We start from the raw sequence: 17,159 nt of genomic DNA on the forward strand, positions 1-17,159 counted from the left end.
GTGAAAGTTTTAATAATCAGTGACAGCCACGGCTTAACAGATGAGCTTCAGGAAATCAGAAAACGCCATGAATGGGAAACAGATGCCATGTTTCATTGCGGAGACTCTGAACTTGAAGCAGATCATTCTGCTATTCAGGGATATACTTCTGTCCGCGGAAACTGTGATTTTGAAGCACGGTTTGCAAATGAAGTCACCCAAGATGTGGAAGGATATCGTTTCTTTGTTGCTCATGGCCACTTGCACAATGTAAAATCCACTCTTATGAATGTGATGTACAGTGCGAAAGAGCACGATGCGAAGATTGTCTGCTTTGGTCACTCTCATATGGCAGGAGCGGAATATGTCGATAATATCCTTTTCATTAACCCGGGAAGCATCAGACTTCCGCGGATGCGCACTGAAAAAACATATGTTATATTAGAAATACAAAATCAAACGGCACAAGTTACTTTTTTCGAGCTTGACGGATCTCCTGTAACCGGCCTCTCGCAAAGGTTTGAGCTGGCTTCATCGTGAAAGAGGGATATTTTTCCCTCTTTCATAAAATTTTAGAAAAAGTTATTGACTTTTAATCTAATCGAACATATAATAAAAAATGTCGCTGATACATAAACGCGATGTTAGTAAATAATATGTCCCAGTAGCTCAGTGGATAGAGCAACGGCCTTCTAAGCCGTTGGTCGGGAGTTCGAATCTCTCCTGGGACGCCATACTTTATACATACAACTTCTTTCGATTGATCGAAAGAAGTTTTTTTGTTGTTTTTTCATAAATTTTTTTAAAAAGAAGTTTAGGATATTTAACAGGATCATATTCGCTTTGCAAACTCTTCTATTGCTAACAAATTTCATTTCGGAGTCAAAAAAAAGATTAATTTCTAAATTCAAAAATATTTTTCGCCCCTATTTACCCCTTATCAAATCAGCCAAAACCTTGTCAGACAATCTCACAGAAAAAAACTTCTAAAAATTTTCAAAAAAACACAATCCCTATTATGACGGGCATGTAAGCGTATACAAATTGTTAAACAAATCTAAATTATCTAACAATTCGAAAAAAGACGGTTGACACCGTTATTTAATGGGCGTAATATAGGCTCAAATATAAGTTACATGAACATGTGAGGTTCATTTAAAAGAGTCCATAACAAACGTTATACGGATTTTTTTTACACACTGGAATTCAACTGATTAACGCGTTTAGACTTTAAAAGAAAGGTGTGCTCTTTATGGGTGACCAATGGATTTTTCTAAATAACGAATTTGTAAAAAAAGAAGATGCGAAAATTTCGGTGTATGACCATGGCTTCCTTTATGGAGACGGTATTTTCGAAGGAATCAGAGTATACAGCGGCAACATCTTCAGATTAAATGAGCACATGAAAAGATTATATGAGTCAGCCAGATCCATCTTGCTCAACATGCCATATACGCAAGAGGAAATGACGGATTTAACAGTTAAGACTGTTGAGAAAAACGGATTAGATGATGCATACATCAGACTTGTTGTCTCAAGAGGAGTCGGCGATCTTGGGCTTGATCCATATAAATGCAAAGAAGCAAATGTTGTCATTATTGTAGAGCCGCTGTCAATCTTCCCTAAACACCTTTATGAAACAGGAATTGATATTGTGACAGTTCCAACAAGGCGCAATAGGCCGGACGTTTTAAGTCCTAAAGTAAAATCACTGAATTACCTGAACAACGTACTTGTAAAAATTGAAGCACACCTCGCAAATGTAAGCGAAGCTCTGATGCTGAATGATCAAGGCTATGTCGCAGAAGGATCTGCTGATAATGTCTTTATCTATAAAAATAAAAAACTTCTTACTCCTCCAGGTTACCTGGGAGCGCTTGAAGGAGTTACCCGAAATGTCATCATCGAAATAGCTGAAGAACTTGGCTACGATGTACGTGAGGAACCTTTCACAAGACATGATGTTTATACAGCAGATGAAGTCTTCCTGACTGGAACTGCCGCTGAAGTTATTGCTGTAGTTAAGGTAGACGGCAGGGAAATCGGAGATGGGCAGCCAGGAGAGCATACGAACCGTCTGCTTGAGTGTTTCAGAGAAAAAGTATTATCTGATGGTGTAAAAGTAAAAGGAAGCAGTTCAAGCTTAAGTGTAAGCTGATAAAAGAATAAATTAAAACGCTGAAGAGGATAAGTAGCTTAGAAAACAAGGATCTAAAGAGAGCTGGTGGAGCTGAGAACCGGCGGTCCCTTTTTAAGTGAACTCGCCTCTGAGTGCTGATTTGAAGTTTAGTAGAATCAGCCGGGTGTCATTTTCACAGCACTCGTTATTAAAAAGAAAGCCAAGTGCTTTCATAAGGTGGTCTAATGCAGACCATGAACAAGGGTGGTACCGCGAAAAGTGTTTTCAAACCTTCTCGCCCCTTTGACTCACATTACACGTGGGCAATATTGGGGCGGGGAGGTTTTTTATTTTGAAATAATCAGATAAAAAATTAAGGCTTTTGATGATAGCGGGAAAAAAGGAGGCAAAAATCAATGAGTATGAAGGTACAATTGGATGCAAACTCTGCCAAATGTACGAAAACGATGACCGGGGCCATGATGATGATTGAAGCTTTAAAACGGGAGAATGTAGAGGTGATTTTCGGTTATCCGGGAGGGGCAGTTCTTCCAATCTACGACAAACTCTATAACTCTGGCATGTATCACATTTTAACAAGGCATGAGCAAGGCGGAATTCATGCAGCTGAGGGCTATGCGAGAGTATCAGGCAAACCTGGAGTCGTCATTGCCACATCAGGGCCAGGCGCCACGAACCTGATTACAGGGCTTACAGATGCTATGATTGATTCCCTGCCACTGGTAGTATTTACAGGACAGGTTGCATCTTCCGTCATTGGAACAGATGCTTTCCAGGAAGCGGATGTACTTGGAATCACAATGCCGATTACAAAGCACAATTATCAAGTCCGGGATGTAAATGATTTCCCGCGCATCATCAAAGAAGCTTTTCATATCGCAACAACGGGAAGACCGGGTCCGGTTCTCATTGATGTTCCAAAGGATATCGCAATAGCGGAAGGGATTTTCAATTATGACGCCCCTGTCCATCTGCCGGGATATCAGCCAAAAACAGAACCGAATTATCTTCAGATCAGAAAGCTTGTCGAAGCTGTCAGCAGTGCCAAAAAGCCGGTTATTTTAGCGGGTGCAGGAGTGCTTCATGCCAAGGGAAGCGAGCAGCTGAAAGAATACGCGGAACAGCAGCACATTCCAGTTGTAAACACACTGCTCGGTCTTGGAAGTTTTCCAGCAGATCATCCGCTCTTTCTCGGGATGGCCGGAATGCATGGTACATATACCGCAAACATGGCGTTATATGAATGTGATTTATTAATCAGTGTCGGTGCAAGGTTTGACGACAGGGTAACAGGAAACTTAAATCATTTTGCCAAAAGCGCAACGATTGCCCACATTGATATCGATCCTGCTGAAATCGGCAAAGTGGTTGAAACAAAAATTCCAGTCGTTGGCGATGCAAGACTTGTTCTTGAAAATCTTATTCATCAAAACGGCAAACGCAGCCAGCATGATGAGTGGTATACAGCCTTGCAGAATAACAAAAAGTCCTTGCCGTTATGGTACAAAAAATCAGATGAAGAGCTTAAACCTCAGCATATGATTGAACTCATTCATGAATGGACAAATGGAGAGGCAATTATTACAACAGATGTCGGACAGCATCAAATGTGGGCAGCGCAGTATTACCGCCTGCAGCAGCCTAATCGCTGGGTTACATCAGGAGGACTCGGCACAATGGGATTCGGATTGCCTGCAGCTATTGGAGCCCAGCTTGCTGAAAAAGACGCAAATGTCATCGCGATTCTTGGAGACGGCGGTTTCCAGATGACCCTTCAGGAACTATCTGTTATCCACGAGCTGAATCTGCCGGTTAAAGTGATTTTATTGAACAACGGAGTGCTTGGAATGGTCAGACAGTGGCAGGAAATATTCTATGAAGAAAGATATTCACAATCTGTTTTTCAATCACAGCCTGATTTCGTAAAGTTAGCGGAAGCGTACGGCATGAAAGGACTGAAAATTCAGACTGAAGAAGACTTTCCGGCGTTCAAACAGGCTCTTTTATCAAAAGAACCTGTTCTGATAAACGTACATGTAAGCCAGATGGAAAATGTATACCCGATGATTGCTCCAGGAAAAGGATTACATGAAATGGTGGGTGTTAAACCGTGAAGCGAATTCTTACACTGACTGTCAATAATCGTTCAGGGGTCCTTAATCGGATCACCGGTTTATTTACAAAAAGACATTATAATATCGAAAGCATCACAGTCGGTCATGCAGAAATTGAAGGAATCTCAAGAATGACGTTTGTCATTCACGTAGAAGACGAAAAAGAAGTTGAACAGATTACAAAACAGCTTAATAAGCAGATTGATGTTTTAAAAGTACAGGATATTACGAATCAATCAATCGTCGCAAGAGAGCTCGCCTTAATTAAAGTCATTGCACCGCCAGCGACAAGAATGGAAGTTCAAGGTGTGATTGAACCTTTCAGAGCAACAGTCATTGACGTGAGCCGTGACAGCGTAGTAGTTCAGGTTACAGGCGAATCAGAAAAAATTGAAGCAATCATTGATCTATTAAGACCTTATGGAATCAAAGAAATTGCCAGAACCGGCACAACTGCTTTCCCAAGAGGAACACAGCGTGCTGCAAATGGCGCAAAAACTTATTCAATCGTTTAACAAATTGACATTAAAAGGAGAGAATGAACATGGTAAAAGTATATTATAACGGTGATGTTAAAGAGGAAGTATTAGCAGGTAAAAAGGTTGCAGTAATCGGCTACGGATCACAGGGCCACGCTCATGCACTGAACTTGAAGGACAGCGGAATTGATGTTGTTGTCGGCGTTCGCAAAGGAAATTCATTTAACAAGGCTGCCTCAGACGGAGTAGAGGTTACAACGGTTAAAGAAGCAGCAGCTCAGGCAGATGTTGTGATGGTGCTCTTGCCGGACGAACAGCAGCAAAAAGTATATGAAGCAGAAATCAAAGACCAGCTTCAGCCAGGAAATGCACTAGTATTTGCACACGGATTTAACGTGCATTTCAACCAAATTGTTCCTCCTGAATTTGTAGACGTATTTTTAGTCGCTCCAAAAGGTCCTGGACATCTTGTCAGAAGAACGTTTGAAGACGGTGCCGGCGTTCCTGCATTATTCGCAGTCTATCAGGATGTAACAGGCGAGGCCAAAGATCTTGCTTTAGCCTATGCAAAAGCAATCGGAGGAGCTCGTGCAGGAGTGCTTGAAACAACTTTTAAAGAAGAAACAGAAACAGACCTTTTCGGAGAGCAGGCGGTTTTATGCGGAGGGTTAACGTCTCTAGTAAAAGCAGGATTTGAAACATTAGTAGAAGCGGGATACCAGCCGGAGCTTGCATACTTCGAGTGTCTGCATGAGCTGAAGCTGATTGTTGACCTTATGTATGAAGATGGAATGGCAGGAATGAGATATTCCATTTCAGACACAGCACAATGGGGAGATTTCGTATCTGGACCTAGAGTCGTAGATGAAAGAGTAAAAGAATCGATGAAAGAAGTCTTGCATGATATCCAATCCGGTAAATTTGCAAAAGACTGGATTATCGAGAATCAGGTAAATCGCCCTCAATTCAACGCAATCAACAATCGTGAAAATGAACATCAAATTGAGGTAGTAGGGAGAAAGCTTCGTGAAATGATGCCATTTGTTAAGCCAAAACGGAAAGAAGTGGTCGCAAGTGCGAAAAATTAACCTATTTGATACAACTCTGAGAGATGGGGAACAATCAGCCGGAGTCAATTTAAATGCAAAAGAAAAACTGCAGATTGCCCTTCAGCTGGAACGACTTGGTGTTGATATTATGGAGGCCGGGTTTCCGGCTTCCTCAAAAGGAGATTTTTTAGCTGTACAGGAGATTGCCAGAACAATTAAAAATTGTTCAGTTACAGGACTTGCAAGATCAGTGAAAACAGATATCGATGCAGCATGGGATGCCCTGAAAGATGGTGCAAACCCGAGACTGCACGTATTCCTTGCTACTTCACCTATTCATATGCACTATAAATTAAAGCAATCTCCTGAACAAGTCATTGAAACAGCCGTTGAATCAGTCAAATATGCATCAAAATACTTTCCGCTTATTCAATGGTCTGCCGAGGATGCCTGCAGAAGCGAACTTCCATTTTTAGCAAAAATTGTAGAAGAAGTGATTGCTGCGGGTGCAAACGTAATTAATATCCCGGATACAGTGGGCTACATTAACCCGAAAGAATACGGAGAGATTTTTCAATATTTGAAATCAAATGTAAAAGGCATTGATAAAGTCATCTTATCTGCACATTGCCATGATGATCTTGGTATGGCAGTTGCGAATTCTCTGGCAGCCATCGAAAACGGAGCCGGGCAAATCGAAGGTACGATTAATGGAATAGGTGAGCGTGCTGGAAATGCATCACTTGAGGAAATCGGCGTAGCTCTCCATATTCGCTCAGATTACTTTGGTGCAAAGACCAATATGAAGCTTGATGAAATCAAGAAAACGAGTGATCTTGTAAGCAAGCTGACAGGAATGATGATTCCACCGAATAAAGCTGTGGTCGGAAAGAACGCTTTTGCCCATGAATCAGGTATTCATCAGGATGGTGTGCTGAAGGAAAAAACAACGTACGAAATTATCTCACCCGAGCTTGTGGGAGTCGGCTCAAATTCGATGGTACTTGGAAAGCATTCAGGCCGTCACGCATTCAAAAGCAAGCTTGCAGAGCTTGGATTCAGTGTAACAGAAGAAGAATCTAATAAAATCTTTAAAACGTTCAAAACACTGTCTGAGAAAAAGAAAGAATTTACTGACGAAGATATTGCCGCTCTTGTAATAGAAGAAAAAGTAGAAAGAAGCGAGGATATGTTTGAACTAGTATCCCTGCAGGTTCAGTACGGAACATCCCAGGTGCCGACTGCTACAGTTACTCTCAAAAACCAGGAGCAGCAGTTAGTGCAGGAAGCAGCCACTGGCGGAGGAAGTGTAGAAGCCATCTACAATACACTTGAGCGGTGCACAGGTTTTTCTATTAAACTGCAGGACTACCGGATTCAATCCAACAGCAGCGGCCGCGATGCCTTTGCTCAAGTCTTTGTAAGAGTCACGGTCGGAGGCGTTGAATCAAGCGGCAGAGGAATGGCGCAGGATGTTCTTGAAGCCTCCGCGAAAGCCTATCTGAATGCTGTAAATCGAATTCTTATTTTAAATGCTCAAGCCGAGGAAAGCCTAAAAGCTACTGTTTAATAAAAATCATGAAGGAGGCAGAGTTAAATGGAGAAGAAAATTGCATTATTGCCGGGAGACGGTATTGGAAAAGAAGTTATGGATGGTGCTGTGGAAATTCTAAAAGCAATTGAAGAACATTACTATCATCGTTTTCATTTTCAATATGGAATGATTGGAGGAGCGGCGATCGATGAAATGAATTCTCCGCTTCCGCAGGAAACGCTGCAAATGTGCAGAGAATCTGATGCAGTTCTGCTTGGTTCAGTAGGAGGGCCGAAATGGGATAAGAACCCATCTCATTTAAGGCCTGAAAAAGGTCTGCTTGCTCTTCGGAAGGAACTTGATTTATACGCAAATCTCCGGCCTGTTGAAACGGTTGAAAGCCTGCTCGATTCGTCTCCGCTTAAGCGGGAGTATGTGGAAGGCGTCGACTTCATGATTGTAAGAGAATTAACAGGCGGTCTTTATTTCGGAAAGCCGAGTGAACGGAATGTGAAAAATGGGGAACACACGGTAGTCGATACGCTGTTTTATAAGCGTGATGAAATGGAGCGCATTATTGAAAGAGCGTTTCAGCTTGCACAGGATAGAAAAAAGAAAGTGACTTCTGTTGATAAGGCGAATGTTTTAGAATCTAGCCGAATGTGGAGAGAAGTTGCTGAAGAAGTCGCAATGAAATTCCCTGATGTTGAGCTTCAGCATATGCTGGTTGATCATGCAGCAATGGCGCTTATTCATAATCCAAAACAATTTGATGTGATTGTCACTGAAAATATGTTTGGTGATATTTTAAGTGACGAGGCTTCCATGCTGACAGGATCCCTTGGAATGCTGCCGTCAGCAAGCTTGAGTGCAACAGGACTGCATCTTTATGAGCCTGTTCATGGCTCTGCTCCTGATATCGCGGGAGAAGATAAAGCGAACCCTGTCGCCATGATTTTATCAACAGCCATGATGCTTAGACACTCCTTTAAAATGGAGGAAGAGGCGGAAGCAATCGAAAATGCTGTTAAACATGTACTCGATTCAGGCAAGAGAACGGCTGATTTAACAAGAAAAGGAGAAAAGCCGTTTTCTACCTCTGAGCTTGTTGAGGAGATCAAAGCTGCCCTTGCGGATGATCATGCGATTTTTAACATAATGGAAGCTTATGCATAAACCTTTCGGCGCTTTTCAACAGATGAAAAGCGCCAATCTTTTAAATATTAAAGGGGGTATTTGTTTGAAAGCCAGAACAATAGTAGAAAAAATATGGGATGATCATGTTGTCTACCGGAAAGATGATCAGCCTGACCTTCTTTATATAGATCTTCATCTGATTCATGAGGTCACTTCCCCGCAGGCGTTTGAAGGTTTAAGGCAGAACGGGAGAAAGGTAAGAAAACCCAGAAATACGTTTGCTACAATGGATCATAATATTCCAACGGTTAACCGGTTTGAAATTAAAGATGAAGTTGCTAAACTTCAGGTAAGCGCACTTGAGACCAATTGCCGCGAATTTGGAATCAGGCTTGCAGACCTTAATAGTACAGATCAGGGAATTGTCCATGTAATCGGACCTGAGCTTGGACTTACACTGCCAGGAAAAACAATTGTCTGCGGAGACAGCCATACCTCTACACATGGAGCCTTTGGAGCATTGGCATTTGGTATCGGAACAAGTGAAGTGGAACATGTGCTGGCAACTCAAACGCTGTGGCAGCAGAAACCGAAAACATTAAACATTCATATAAACGGCTCGTTGAAAAAAGGGGTAACAGCAAAAGATGTGATTTTATATATTATCGGGACATTCGGGGTTCGCTTTGGTACAGGGTATGTCATTGAATTTACCGGAGAAGCGATTGAAAAAATGTCAATGGACGAACGAATGACCGTCTGCAACATGTCAATCGAAGCGGGAGCTCGTGCTGGACTTATGGCCCCTGATGAAACCACCTTTGAATATGTTAAAGGACGTCAATATGCTCCAAAGGGAGAAGACTTGGAGGAAGCCATTGCCTACTGGAAAAACCTGAAGAGTGATCCAGGGGCTGAATATGACGATAAAATTACAATTGAAGCTGCCGATATTTCTCCAATGGTTACTTGGGGAACGAATCCCGGCATGGCTGTAGCAGTTGATCAAAAAGTGCCGAACACCAGCATGTTCACCAAACAGGAAGAGAAGCAGGAAGCAGAGAGAGCATATTTCTATATGGGGCTTGAACCGGATACAAGGGTGCAGGATATTGAAATTGATTATGTGTTTATCGGATCCTGTACAAATTCCAGAATAACAGACCTTCGTCAGGCTGCTAATGTGATTAAGGATAGACAAGTAAACCCATCTGTAAGAGCAATCGTCGTTCCCGGCTCCCAAAAAGTGAAGCTTCAGGCAGAAGAAGAAGGACTGCATCAGATTTTTATGAATGCAGGATTTGAATGGCGCGAATCAGGCTGCAGTATGTGTCTAAGCATGAATGATGATATTGTGCCTGAAGGAAAGCGCTGCGCTTCAACGTCAAATCGGAACTTTGAAGGCAGACAGGGAAAAGGTGCCCGGACCCATCTTGTCAGTCCGGCAATGGCTGCAGCAGCAGCTGTTTACGGCAGATTTGTTGATGTCAGAGAACTTACAGGAGGGATTGAAAGTGGAAGCATTTCAAGTACACAAAGGTAAGCTGGCTGTTTTAAACCGGTCGAATGTAGATACAGATCAGATTATTCCGAAGCAGTTTTTAAAAAGGATTGAACGGACCGGATATGGCAGATTTGCTTTCTTTGACTGGAGATATTTAAATGACGGAACAGACAATCCTGAATTTGAGCTGAATAAGCCTGAGGCAGCAGGAGCAAGCATCTTAGTGGCTGGAGAGAATTTCGGCTGCGGTTCCTCACGGGAGCATGCGCCTTGGGCCTTAGGGGATTACGGGTTCAAAGTCATCATTGCCCCTTCTTTTGCAGATATATTTCATCAAAATTGCCTGAAAAATGGACTTCTTCCTATTAGAATAGATGGAAATTTTCATCAGCAGTTAATTCAGCGGGCCTCAAACCCCCATTTTGAGTGCACGATTGACCTTGAAAAACAAGAAATCCGCGACGGGGAAATGGTCCTTTACTCGTTCACGGTCGATCCATACTGGAAAGATATGCTGCTGAACGGACATGATGAAATTTCACTTACTTTCATGTATGAAGAACAGATTGCTGAATATGAAAAATCAAGAAGAGTCTGGATGTCGTAATTCCGGGCTCTTCTTTCCTTGTTTTCTAAAGCGTCCATTGGTACACTTGTAGGCAAATAGCAAGCCGGAGATGATCCTACAATGATGGATGGAAAAAAACAGAGAAAAGTCATTCCGTTTCCTAACTTAAGTGAGCGTTTAGTTGATAAAGGATTGGATGCGCTGAAAAATAAACAATTTAAAGAAGCTCTCTCTCTCTTTTATGAAGTGCTGGAACTTGGAGAGGAAAGGGCTGAAATTCATCTCGGAATCGCATTATGCCTGATGGAGCTTGGAGAGCTTGAAGAAGCGAAGGCAGTTTGCCGTAAAATGCTCCATGAAGACATCGGGGACTATTTTACTGTGCTGCAGGTTTATTTAACGGTTCTTATTCAGCTCAGGCAATATAGTGAAGTGCAGCAGACGATCGAGGCTGTGCTCCAGGAAAATCAGCTGCCTCATGATCAGGCCGAGCACTTTTACAAGCTTCTCGATTTCAGCCGTAAAATGACCGAGGACGAAGATTTTCCGATTGATGAGGAAGAGGAAGATGAAAGCTATACAGAACCGAGAAATTTGCTTGATACGATAAATCAGCAGGTTGCCTATGTTCAATCCTTAAAAGACCGAAATGTATCAAGGCACATGCTGCAGCTTCAATCCATCTTGAAGGATGAAGGCAGCCATCCTGTTGTGCAATCGATGATTCTTCATTTGCTTATGGAGAATGAGGTGGAAAAAGAAGTAAAAATTGCTAAGTTCGGCAAAACGATGTCGCTGATTCCGGCAGAACTTGAAGACTTATCTGAACTTCCTTTTACAAAGAAAGTCCTGAATGTCCTGGATGATAATCTGGGGCAGGAGAATCCTGCGCTGTACGAAGCAGTAAAAGAAGTATGGATCCGCCATTTGTACGTGTTATTTCCATTTTTGCCGGAACCGGCAGAAGCAAGGCTGTGGGCAGCTGCGCTTCATTATGCAGGCTATGAAATGCATGGCATAGCCGCACCGGCAGAAGAGGTCAGCTATACATATGAAGTAAAAGAAGATAGGCTGATGGAAGCAGCAAGAAAAATTTATGAAATAGAAGAAATTTCTTATTTGCAAATCTAACGTAAATGTTGAAAGGAATTTTTTCTATGTTATAATAAAATGGTTGTAAAATGATGATCAGCCGTACCAAAGGGAATGTACCCTTATGCGCGCAGACATCATACACTACACTGGCCGATTTAGTAAATCATCTACATAGGGGTATAACAAAGGAAGCACTTGTTTAAAATGGACAAGGCATACTTTGCCAAACCTAACCTAGATTATGTCACTATTTCAATAGATTTTTTGGAGGGAAACATATGTCTGCAAAATGGGAAAAGTTAGAGGGTAACCAAGGCGTTCTGACAGTTGAAGTTGATGCGGAAACGTTCAGCAAAGCCCTTGATGAAGCATTTAAAAAAGTATCAAAGCAAGTAAATATTCCGGGATTCCGCAAAGGTAAAGTACCCCGCGGCATGTTCGAACAGCGTTTTGGCGTAGAGTCACTTTATCAAGATGCTTTGGATATCATTCTTCCAGAAGTATATCCTCAAGCAGTTGAAGAAGCTGGCATTGAGCCAATCGACCGTCCTGAAATCGATGTTGAACAAATCGAAAAAGGCAAAAACTTAATTTTTACTGCTAAAGTTGTTGTAAAACCAGAAGTGAAATTAGGCGAATACAAAGGCCTTGAAGTAGAAAAAGTGAATGCAGAAGTATCTGAAGAAGATGTAGATGCTGAACTTAAAACATTACAGGAGCGTCATGCTGAACTAGTTGTTAAAGAAGACGGCGCTGTTGAAAATGGCGATACAGTCGTAATCGATTTCGAAGGATTCGTTGACGGCGAAGCATTCGAAGGCGGAACAGCTGAAAACTACACACTTGAAATCGGATCTGGCTCTTTCATCCCAGGCTTTGAAGATCAGCTTGTAGGCCTTCTTGCTGGCGGAGAAAAAGACGTTGAAGTAACATTCCCTGAAGAATACCACGCTGAAAACCTTGCAGGAAAGCCGGCAACTTTCAAAGTGAAGCTTCATGAAATCAAAGCAAAAGAACTTCCTGCTTTAGATGATGAATTTGCTAAAGACGCTGATGAAGAAGTGGAAAGTCTTGAAGCTTTAAAAGCTAAAACAAGAACCCGCCTTGAAGAAACTAGAAAAGCTGAAGCGGAAAACACACTTCGTGACTCACTTGTAGACAAAGCTTCTGATAATGCAGAAGTGGACATTCCTCAAGTATTGATCGAAAACGAAGTAAACCGCATGATGCAGGAGTTCGAACAGCGCCTTCAAGCACAAGGCATGAACCTTGAGTTATACTTCCAATTCTCAGGTCAAGATGAAGATGCTTTAAAAGAGCAAATGAAAGAAGATGCATCTAAACGCGTGAAGTACAACCTGACTCTTGAAGCAATCGCTAAAGCAGAAAACATCGAAGTTACAGATGAAGATGTAGATGCTGAGATTGCTAAAATGGCTGAAATGTACAACATGCCTGTTGAGAACATCAAGCAAGCTCTAGGATCTTTAGAAGGACTAAAAGAAGATCTTAAAGTACGTAAAGCGATCGACTTCCTTGTTGAAAACAGCAAAGAAGCTGCATAATAAATAGTAAAGAAACAAGGCGCGAGATGATTCGTGCCTTGTTTTGCAAAATAGATTTATTTTTAATCGCATTGGGTACTATATAATTACCGGATGCTACATACATATGTTAAGAAAAAGATTCATTTAGAGAGCAAGGATTTTGAACCCAAAGAGCGAATTATATATACTAATACTCTAATCTGCTCAGGCAGAGTGGTTTTATTTCCTGTACTCTACATACTTATGGTACAATGCAATACATACCAATTTTTCAGACTTTAACCGCTTCGGACAGCGGTCAAGGTAAGTTGCGTGATATTCATTCCCATTACCTTTATACTTAGGAATAAGAAAAACAATCCATCCAGAGCAGCTTCTCCTATAGTGAAGATGTATGGGTACTTAGATGATACAAAGATATAAGGGGTGAAAACATGTTTAAATTTAATGACGAAAAAGGTCAGCTGAAGTGTTCATTTTGCGGTAAAACTCAAGACCAGGTTCGTAAATTAGTTGCTGGACCAGGTGTCTATATATGTGACGAGTGCATTGAATTATGCACAGAAATCGTTGAAGAAGAACTGGGAACAGAAGAAGAAGTTGAATTTAAAGATGTTCCTAAGCCGAAAGAAATTCGTGAAATTTTGGACGAATATGTCATCGGGCAGGAACAAGCGAAAAAGAGCCTTGCTGTAGCTGTTTATAACCACTATAAGCGCATTAACTCAAACAGCAAGATCGATGAAGTAGAACTATCTAAGAGTAATATTGCGATGATCGGGCCGACAGGAAGCGGTAAAACCCTCCTTGCTCAAACATTAGCACGCATTCTGAATGTTCCTTTTGCAATTGCCGATGCTACATCTTTAACGGAAGCTGGATATGTTGGGGAAGATGTCGAAAACATTCTTTTAAAACTGATCCAAGCTGCTGATTATGATGTAGAAAAAGCTGAAAAAGGCATTATATACATCGATGAAATTGATAAAGTTGCCCGCAAGTCTGAAAATCCGTCTATTACACGTGATGTTTCAGGTGAAGGTGTACAGCAGGCGCTTCTTAAAATTCTTGAAGGCACTGTTGCAAGTGTTCCACCTCAGGGCGGACGCAAACACCCTCATCAAGAATTCATTCAAATTGATACAACAAACATCTTATTTATTTGCGGCGGAGCCTTCGACGGCATCGAGCAAATCGTTAAGCGCCGCTTAGGCCAAAAGGTTATTGGCTTTGGTTCTGACAAAAAAGATGATGAGCTTGACCAAAAAATGCTTCTTTCAAAAGTGCTTCCGGAAGATCTTCTGCGTTTTGGACTTATTCCGGAATTCATTGGCCGTCTGCCGGTTATTGCAAGCCTTCAGCCTTTAGATGAAGAAGCACTTGTTGAAATTCTGACTAAACCTAAGAATGCTCTTGTTAAGCAATATCAAAAAATGCTTGATTTAGATGGTGTAGAACTTGAATTTGAAGAGAATGCACTGATGGAAATTTCTAAAAAAGCAATTGAACGCAAAACAGGAGCGCGCGGACTTCGTTCTATTATTGAAGGACTCATGCTTGAAGTCATGTTTGAGCTTCCATCACGAGATGATATTACGAAATGCATCATTACTGCTGAAACAGTCACAGATAAAGTACCGCCTAAATTGGTATTGACTGACGGCACGATTATTGAAGAAGATACTAAAACATCTGCATAATAAAAGCCTTGCGGGATATAAACCCGCAAGGCTTTTTTGTATTTCTTAATGGCTCTTTTCGTTTACATTTTTGCTTTTAGACTAAATGTTTAACACCATCAGTGGATTGTGGCGGATAAACTTGACTCCTGCGGGAAATTAGAGCGAAATAGAAGACCCCGCAGGCTCGCCGAGGAGGCTTCCACGGTCCCTCGCGGAAAGGAACGAACAACATTTATAATTAAAAACAACAATCTATGCGAAAACAGTCTTTTTAATTTGAAAGACTGCTTTTTTTATACATTAATATCGTAATTATAGTTAGGATAATCACGTTTATTCCGCAAGTCCCTCGGAGATACTAGCTTATACAGTGAAACTTTCATCAGCAGAAACGGTGATGATTTGTTGAACAGATCGGGTATTTACGGGCAGTTACCCTCACCAGAGAATAAGTATTCCCTACTATTATTAGGTGAGGGTTTTTACTGCCCGTTAATGCGGGATAAATTGACATCGCAGTAGGAGGGACCACTATGAGCTGGACTGGAATTGCATTATTTGTGCAACTGTTTTTCGGGGTCATCATTGGCTTGTATTTTTGGAATTTATTAAAAAATCAGCGTACCCAAAAAGTATCAATCGACCGCGAATCACGCAAAGAAATGGAACAACTGAAAAAGATGAGATCGATTAAATTATCGGAGCCTCTTTCTGAAAGAGTCCGTCCTAAAAGCTTTTCGGATATTGTTGGCCAGGAAGATGGAATCAAAGCGCTTAAAGCAGCCCTATGCGGACCCAATCCTCAGCATGTAATTATATACGGTCCTCCAGGTGTCGGAAAAACGGCGGCTGCAAGACTAGTACTGGAAGAAGCAAAACGAAATAATAAATCACCATTTAAGCCTGCGGCTGTTTTTATTGAATTAGATGCAACTACTGCAAGGTTCGATGAAAGAGGGATTGCAGATCCTTTAATAGGATCTGTGCACGACCCAATTTATCAGGGTGCAGGCGCAATGGGACAGGCTGGTATTCCCCAGCCCAAGCAGGGTGCTGTGACAAATGCACACGGAGGCGTTCTGTTTATAGATGAAATCGGCGAATTGCATCCGATTCAGATGAACAAATTGCTGAAAGTTTTAGAAGATCGTAAAGTTTTTTTAGAAAGCGCCTATTACAGTGAGGAAAATACTCAGATTCCAAATCACATACATGATATTTTCCAAAATGGACTGCCTGCTGATTTTCGATTGATCGGCGCAACGACCAGAACGCCTAATGAAATTCCGCCTGCCATCCGCTCTCGCTGTCTTGAAGTCTTCTTCAGAGATTTGGAGCAGGCTGAACTTGCGGTTGTAGCAAGAAAAGCGGCAGTCAAAGTAAATATGAAGGTAAGTGAACCGAGCATAGCCACATTGACTTCATATGTTAGAAACGGGCGCGAGGTTGTGAACATGATGCAAATTGCAGCAGGCATGGCGATGACAGAAGACCGCACAGAAATTACAATGCAGGATATTGAATGGGTGGTAAGTTCAAGTCAGCTTACACCGCGATATGATAAAAAAATTTATGCGGATGCGAAAGTCGGTCTCGTCAATGGACTCGCTGTTCACGGTCCGAATTCAGGTTCTCTTCTTGAAATAGAAGTAACGGTCATTCATGCCAAAGATAAAGGGAATATTAATATAACAGGTATTGTGGAAGAGGAAAGCATCGGTGACAGAGGCAAATCGGTCAGAAGAAAAAGCATGGCCAAGGGCTCGATTGAAAATGTCATTACGGTCTTGCGGTCAATGGGCATTAAAGCTGATGATTATGATATCCATGTCAACTTTCCGGGAGGCATACCAGTAGACGGACCTTCAGCGGGAATCGCAATGGCAACAGGCATTTTCTCTGCTATCCACAAAATTCCGGTCGATCATACAGTAGCCATGACAGGAGAAATCAGCATTCATGGCAATGTAAAACCGATTGGCGGGGTTGTGCCGAAGATTAAAGCGGCTAAGCTCGCAGGTGCGAAAACAGTCATTATTCCGGCTGAAAATATGCAATCGATATTAAAAACGGTTGAAGGCATACATATCATCCCGGTTACGAATTTGCAGGAAGTATTTGATGTCGCGCTGCTGAATCCTCCAACTGAGGTGCCTGCGCCGATTACATCATTGATAAAACAAGACCTCGGGTAATCTCGGGGTTTTTTAAGTGAAAAGAATGATAAAATTCTGCGATATTGGCTCTATCGCCCAACGCTTCTGCCAGAAAGGATTTGTCTGCCTGCGCTAACCGTGCGATTCCGCTTTTCCTGTTGTCCAGCTCCACCTC

At 41.9% G+C, this 17,159-nt stretch carries 13 protein-coding genes, 1 tRNA gene and 1 other annotated feature; all 14 genes read left to right on the forward strand.

The window, feature by feature from the left end:
- Complete coding sequence (locus E2R53_RS00520) at positions 1-519, forward strand: metallophosphoesterase family protein (RefSeq protein WP_133309942.1); 519 nt, start codon at positions 1-3, stop codon at positions 517-519.
- 118 nt (positions 520-637) lie between these two features.
- A tRNA-Arg gene (locus E2R53_RS00525) sits at positions 638-713 on the forward strand.
- A gap of 518 nt (positions 714-1,231) precedes the next feature.
- Complete coding sequence (gene ilvE / locus E2R53_RS00530; protein WP_070876384.1) at positions 1,232-2,137, forward strand: branched-chain-amino-acid transaminase; 906 nt, start codon at positions 1,232-1,234, stop codon at positions 2,135-2,137.
- A gap of 11 nt (positions 2,138-2,148) precedes the next feature.
- Positions 2,149-2,404: a binding site (T-box leader), on the forward strand.
- Between the two features lie 110 nt (positions 2,405-2,514).
- Positions 2,515-4,233 carry an acetolactate synthase large subunit gene (gene ilvB / locus E2R53_RS00535; RefSeq protein WP_133309943.1) on the forward strand — a complete coding sequence of 573 codons (1,719 nt, stop codon included), beginning with the start codon at positions 2,515-2,517 and terminating at the stop codon, positions 4,231-4,233.
- Complete coding sequence (gene ilvN / locus E2R53_RS00540) at positions 4,230-4,748, forward strand: acetolactate synthase small subunit (RefSeq protein WP_070876388.1); 519 nt, start codon at positions 4,230-4,232, stop codon at positions 4,746-4,748. Before ilvB ends, ilvN begins: the two co-directional genes overlap by 4 nt.
- A gap of 29 nt (positions 4,749-4,777) precedes the next feature.
- Complete coding sequence (gene ilvC / locus E2R53_RS00545; RefSeq protein ID WP_070876390.1) at positions 4,778-5,800, forward strand: ketol-acid reductoisomerase; 1,023 nt, start codon at positions 4,778-4,780, stop codon at positions 5,798-5,800.
- Positions 5,787-7,331 (forward strand): 2-isopropylmalate synthase, encoded by a 1,545-nt coding sequence (locus E2R53_RS00550; RefSeq protein ID WP_133309944.1) that lies wholly within the window; start codon positions 5,787-5,789, stop codon positions 7,329-7,331. The genes ilvC and E2R53_RS00550 overlap by 14 nt, the downstream gene beginning before the upstream one ends.
- Before the next feature lie 27 nt (positions 7,332-7,358).
- Entirely contained in the window at positions 7,359-8,471 is a 1,113-nt protein-coding gene (leuB, locus tag E2R53_RS00555) for a 3-isopropylmalate dehydrogenase (RefSeq protein ID WP_133309945.1), read from the forward strand.
- 64 nt (positions 8,472-8,535) lie between these two features.
- Positions 8,536-9,975, forward strand: coding sequence for a 3-isopropylmalate dehydratase large subunit (gene leuC, locus E2R53_RS00560; protein ID WP_133309946.1), 1,440 nt, complete (start codon positions 8,536-8,538; stop codon positions 9,973-9,975).
- Positions 9,947-10,543, forward strand: a complete 597-nt coding sequence (leuD, locus tag E2R53_RS00565; protein ID WP_133309947.1) for a 3-isopropylmalate dehydratase small subunit — start codon at positions 9,947-9,949, stop codon at positions 10,541-10,543. Before leuC ends, leuD begins: the two co-directional genes overlap by 29 nt.
- An 81-nt stretch (positions 10,544-10,624) precedes the next feature.
- Positions 10,625-11,635, forward strand: coding sequence for a tetratricopeptide repeat protein (locus tag E2R53_RS00570; RefSeq protein ID WP_133309948.1), 1,011 nt, complete (start codon positions 10,625-10,627; stop codon positions 11,633-11,635).
- A gap of 242 nt (positions 11,636-11,877) precedes the next feature.
- Entirely contained in the window at positions 11,878-13,164 is a 1,287-nt protein-coding gene (gene tig / locus E2R53_RS00575) for a trigger factor (RefSeq protein ID WP_133309949.1), read from the forward strand.
- 416 nt (positions 13,165-13,580) lie between these two features.
- On the forward strand, positions 13,581-14,846 hold the full coding sequence (gene clpX / locus E2R53_RS00580) for an ATP-dependent protease ATP-binding subunit ClpX (protein WP_070876402.1): 1,266 nt from the start codon (positions 13,581-13,583) through the stop codon (positions 14,844-14,846).
- Between the two features lie 515 nt (positions 14,847-15,361).
- Positions 15,362-17,023, forward strand: coding sequence for an ATP-dependent protease LonB (gene lonB, locus E2R53_RS00585; protein ID WP_133309950.1), 1,662 nt, complete (start codon positions 15,362-15,364; stop codon positions 17,021-17,023).
- Positions 17,024-17,159 lie beyond the last annotated feature (136 nt).

Source organism: Peribacillus frigoritolerans, assembly GCF_004358755.1.
Classification (GTDB): Bacteria; Bacillota; Bacilli; order Bacillales; family Bacillaceae; genus Bacillus_P.